Origin of the sequence: Bacillus sp. PPSBB_11, assembly GCF_038023285.1 — a bacterium.
GTDB lineage: Bacteria > Bacillota > Bacilli > Bacillales > Bacillaceae > Bacillus > Bacillus altitudinis.
This window is the reverse complement of record NZ_CP150633.1, coordinates 1,374,684-1,378,177: the sequence shown is the minus strand read 5'-3', so window position 1 is coordinate 1,378,177 and position 3,494 is coordinate 1,374,684. Positions and strand designations below refer to the sequence as shown.

Below are 3,494 nucleotides of genomic sequence, written 5' to 3'. Positions count from 1 at the left end.
TGGCTATTGATTCGAATCACATCCGTTTGATAATTCCTCCCCAAGTCAACTGGATCTACTGGGATATACGGAACGTCTATTACATAACTTGTAAATTTTAAAGTGAAACATAATTAAAATTAAAAAATTACTCTCTGGAATTAAGTTAGGGTAAAAAATCCAAAGAGAAATCATAAGGTAGGAAACACACCATGCACACAATCAAAAAAATAGGCAAAACCTTCTCCTACATCACACCAGTATCACTCACCGACCGCCCCATCCTAGGCATGGTCGTAGGCAATAACAAAACATTAATGATCGATGCCGGTAATTCAGAAGATCATGCGAACTATTTTATCCAAAAGACCTTAAAACAAGAGAACGCCACGCCGGATATGGTGGTCCTCACGCATTGGCATTGGGATCATATTTTTGGTCTGCCTGCGCTGCCCCATGCGGTTTCAATTGCTTCTGCAAAAACCAGAAAGGAAATGGAGAAGCTTCTTCCGTTTTCTTGGTCAGATGAGGCGATTGATGAGCGGGTGAGGGAAGGAACGGAGATTGAGTTTTGCGCGAAGGCCATCAAAGAAGAATATAAGAATCATCGAGAAATTCAGGTCGTTTTACCGGATGTGATGTTTGATCGTCGGATGGAGATTGATCTTGGCGGGGTGACTTGTGTTGTGCAGCATGTTGGAGGCGATCATGCCGCAGATTCAGTGATCGTGTATGTGAAAGAGGAAAAAATTCTTTTTCTTGCTGATTGCATTTATCCGAAAATGTATGCAGAAAAAGTACATAATACGGTGAAAGAAATTTTGCGTCTTTTAGATGAGTTAGATGCATTTGATGCGGAGACGTATATTCCTTCACACCAAAGACCATGGACAAAAGAGGAGTTTCGTCAGGAAACAGACAAGCTTCGAACGATTGCGAAATACACTGGTCTTTATGGTGGAGATCAGGAGAGAATCAAGAGTGAATATCAAACACATGTGAACAGAGAGCTAAAAGAAGATGAGTTAGAGACGATCGCTTATTTTGTAAATGGTTATTAAATAATTATGGTGACTAAAACAGAAAAAGTCTCATTTGAGTGATTATCCTCAAACGAGACTTTTTTATTTCTATGGTAAACCTACAAAGTCTTCTGCATCACGAACTGTGACAGACATCTGTTTTGCATTAATAATAATGACACAATCCCAAGTGGGCTTTATTTGCAGTTCATCATTCTCATCAATACGGATCATTCCTTTAAATTCAACCGTTTGTTCTAGAAAAACCATTTTCTTTTCTGTATCATCTTTGACTGCTGTTAAATGTTCAGGATAGTGAATCGTCCAATCATAAAAAGCGGTTTTCTTCATAGTTCCTCCTATTTTCATTCGTACACATCTCCGAATACTTCTTTTGTTTGCCGGATTGTCAGAGATTTGTTGGTTGGATCAATTGAAATGACACAATCCCAAGTAGGTTTGATTTGTAGCTCGTTGTTGTCATCCATCCAGATCACACCGTTTAATTCAATTGATGATTCTAAAATGACCATTTTCTTTTCATAATGATCTGTAATCGCTGTTAAGTCCGCTTGTAAATGGATGGTCCAGTCAAAAAAAGTGATTTTTTTCATTGTTTCTCCCCTCATCTTCGCTTATATTTCCATTATAACCTGAGTATTTTCTGACACCATTTTTTATCAATTCTTCTATTAATAGAGAGGTTACTTACAGATGGACAAAATAACTAACCCATACGACACGTTCAAAACCAAAATATCGAAATATCCAATTGAACAAAATCATTGGCAAGTCTTCAAAGATGGAACAACGATTAAACAATTAAAAGCAGGTACATGCATGATCAAGGCTGGCGATCCAGTGAAGCATGCCTACTTCTGCATAACAGGTCTCTTCCGTCTCTTCTATTTGTTACCGGATGGAAGGGAGTACAACGTGGCTTTTACGTTGGAAGATGATTTTGCTACTTCTTATGCAAGTATGATCAACGGGCAGCCTTCTCCTTATTCGATTGAAGCGATGGAGGATTCTATCGTGATTGAAATTCCGTATGATCTACTTCAAATATTGATGGACAGCAGTCATATGTGGGAGCGGTTTGTTCGGGTGAGTGTAGAAAGGCTGTATACGAGAAAGGAAGAGCGTGAGAGGGAACTGCTCTATTTGCCAGCCATTGAGCGATATCAGGCGTTTTTATTGAAATATCCCGGGTTACATCAACGTATCGCTCAATATCATATTGCCTCATATATCGGTATTTCTCCAGTTTCGCTGAGCAGGCTGCTGCATCCTGCTGAACATTAACCTATGTTAATGCACATTCTCTAGATCTGGCGTACAATCATCACATCATAGAAGAATCGAGGGGCTTGATGATGAAATATATGATGGTTGTTTTATTAGAGTTCTATCCATCTTGGCTTGCTTTACCACGAGAGGAGCGCAGAACCCATGCGGCTTCGCTGCAAGAATTGATGCAGAAATATGAGGAACATGTGACGGTGCGCTTTTTTGATGCTGAAGCTCTTCCAGGTAAGGATTACACAGATTTTGTGATGTGTGAAACGGATGACCTGAAGTTCTATCATTTTATGTGGGAAGAGATTAGAGATTCTATTCCTTACACAAGTGGTTATGTCAAAATTAAAGAGGTCATCATGGGAATGGAAGATGCTTTTCAAACATATGAAAAAGAATCTCTGAAAATGGATCAGTAATCGAAAACCACCTACTATCAGGTGGTTTTTTGCACATTCTATTTTTTGGTATAATCAGGGGTAAGGTAAGATTCGGATAAATTTTTGAACTTAATCGGAGGTACATATGAAACAACTTTATATGAAACAGAAAGTATTTAGTCTGAGCGGTAGGTTTACCGTAAAAGATCAACAGGAGAATGATGTATATGTGGTCGAAGGCAGCTTTATGAAGGTGCCAAAGACGTTCACCATTTTGAATACAGAACGAGACATCATCGCTGTAATTACGAAGAAAATGTTTAGCTTTTTACCAAAGTTTTTAGTAGAAGTCGGTGGGCAAGAGGTATTGACGATCAAAAAAGAGTTTACGTTCTTCAAAGCCAAATATTCAATTGATGCTGCTGGAATCGAAGTACAAGGGAACTGGTGGGATATGAATTTCCAAGTGCTGCAAAGCGGCGAAGTGATCGGCCAGGTAAAGAAGGAATGGTTTACTTGGGGGGATAGCTACAAGGTGGATATTTTGAAAGAAGAGATGGAGCCTGTGATGATTGCATTGGTTGTTGCGATTGATTGTGTGAAAGCGGATGAAGCGGCGTCTAGGTCTTCGTCGACGACGACTAACTAGAAAAAGAATATAGTCATCCATAAAACACCTCAAAGAGCTTAAAGCTTTTCGAGGTGTTTTTGTAAATTGAGTTTTAATTGCTAATTCTTAGCCCTCACCGAAAATCGTGATGCTTTGCTCCCAAGGATGTCCTAGTAAACCCCAGGTCATCTCTTTTGATAAAAA

General features: G+C 39.2%; 7 protein-coding genes. 4 read left to right on the top strand and 3 right to left on the bottom strand.

The window, feature by feature from the left end:
* The first annotated feature begins 191 nt into the window (after positions 1-191).
* Positions 192-1,040: an MBL fold metallo-hydrolase gene (locus V7L95_RS06925; RefSeq protein ID WP_340968619.1), complete on the top strand. Its 849-nt coding sequence runs from the start codon at positions 192-194 to the stop codon at positions 1,038-1,040.
* Between the two features lie 69 nt (positions 1,041-1,109).
* Here V7L95_RS06925 and V7L95_RS06920 read toward each other — a convergent pair whose 3' ends face one another.
* Together V7L95_RS06920 and V7L95_RS06915 are read right to left on the bottom strand one after the other, a co-directional pair.
* Complete coding sequence (locus V7L95_RS06920; protein ID WP_017359963.1) at positions 1,110-1,352, bottom strand: hypothetical protein; 243 nt, start codon at positions 1,350-1,352, stop codon at positions 1,110-1,112.
* A gap of 14 nt (positions 1,353-1,366) precedes the next feature.
* Positions 1,367-1,615: a hypothetical protein gene (locus tag V7L95_RS06915; RefSeq protein WP_017359962.1), complete on the bottom strand. Its 249-nt coding sequence runs from the start codon at positions 1,613-1,615 to the stop codon at positions 1,367-1,369.
* A gap of 100 nt (positions 1,616-1,715) precedes the next feature.
* On the opposite strand from V7L95_RS06915, the gene V7L95_RS06910 reads away from it, so the two are divergent.
* The 3 genes from V7L95_RS06910 (at position 1,716) to V7L95_RS06900 (ending at position 3,329) form a co-directional block, all read left to right on the top strand.
* Positions 1,716-2,306, top strand: a complete 591-nt coding sequence (locus tag V7L95_RS06910) for a Crp/Fnr family transcriptional regulator (protein ID WP_017359961.1) — start codon at positions 1,716-1,718, stop codon at positions 2,304-2,306.
* Between the two features lie 71 nt (positions 2,307-2,377).
* Positions 2,378-2,719 (top strand): darcynin family protein, encoded by a 342-nt coding sequence (locus V7L95_RS06905; RefSeq protein ID WP_008347446.1) that lies wholly within the window; start codon positions 2,378-2,380, stop codon positions 2,717-2,719.
* Between the two features lie 106 nt (positions 2,720-2,825).
* Positions 2,826-3,329, top strand: a complete 504-nt coding sequence (locus V7L95_RS06900; protein ID WP_017359960.1) for an LURP-one-related family protein — start codon at positions 2,826-2,828, stop codon at positions 3,327-3,329.
* An 87-nt stretch (positions 3,330-3,416) separates the two neighbouring features.
* On the opposite strand, the gene V7L95_RS06895 is transcribed toward V7L95_RS06900, so the two are convergent.
* Positions 3,417-3,494 (bottom strand): DUF2716 domain-containing protein (locus V7L95_RS06895; RefSeq protein WP_340969002.1); only part of this gene is annotated, 78 nt, incomplete at its 5' end.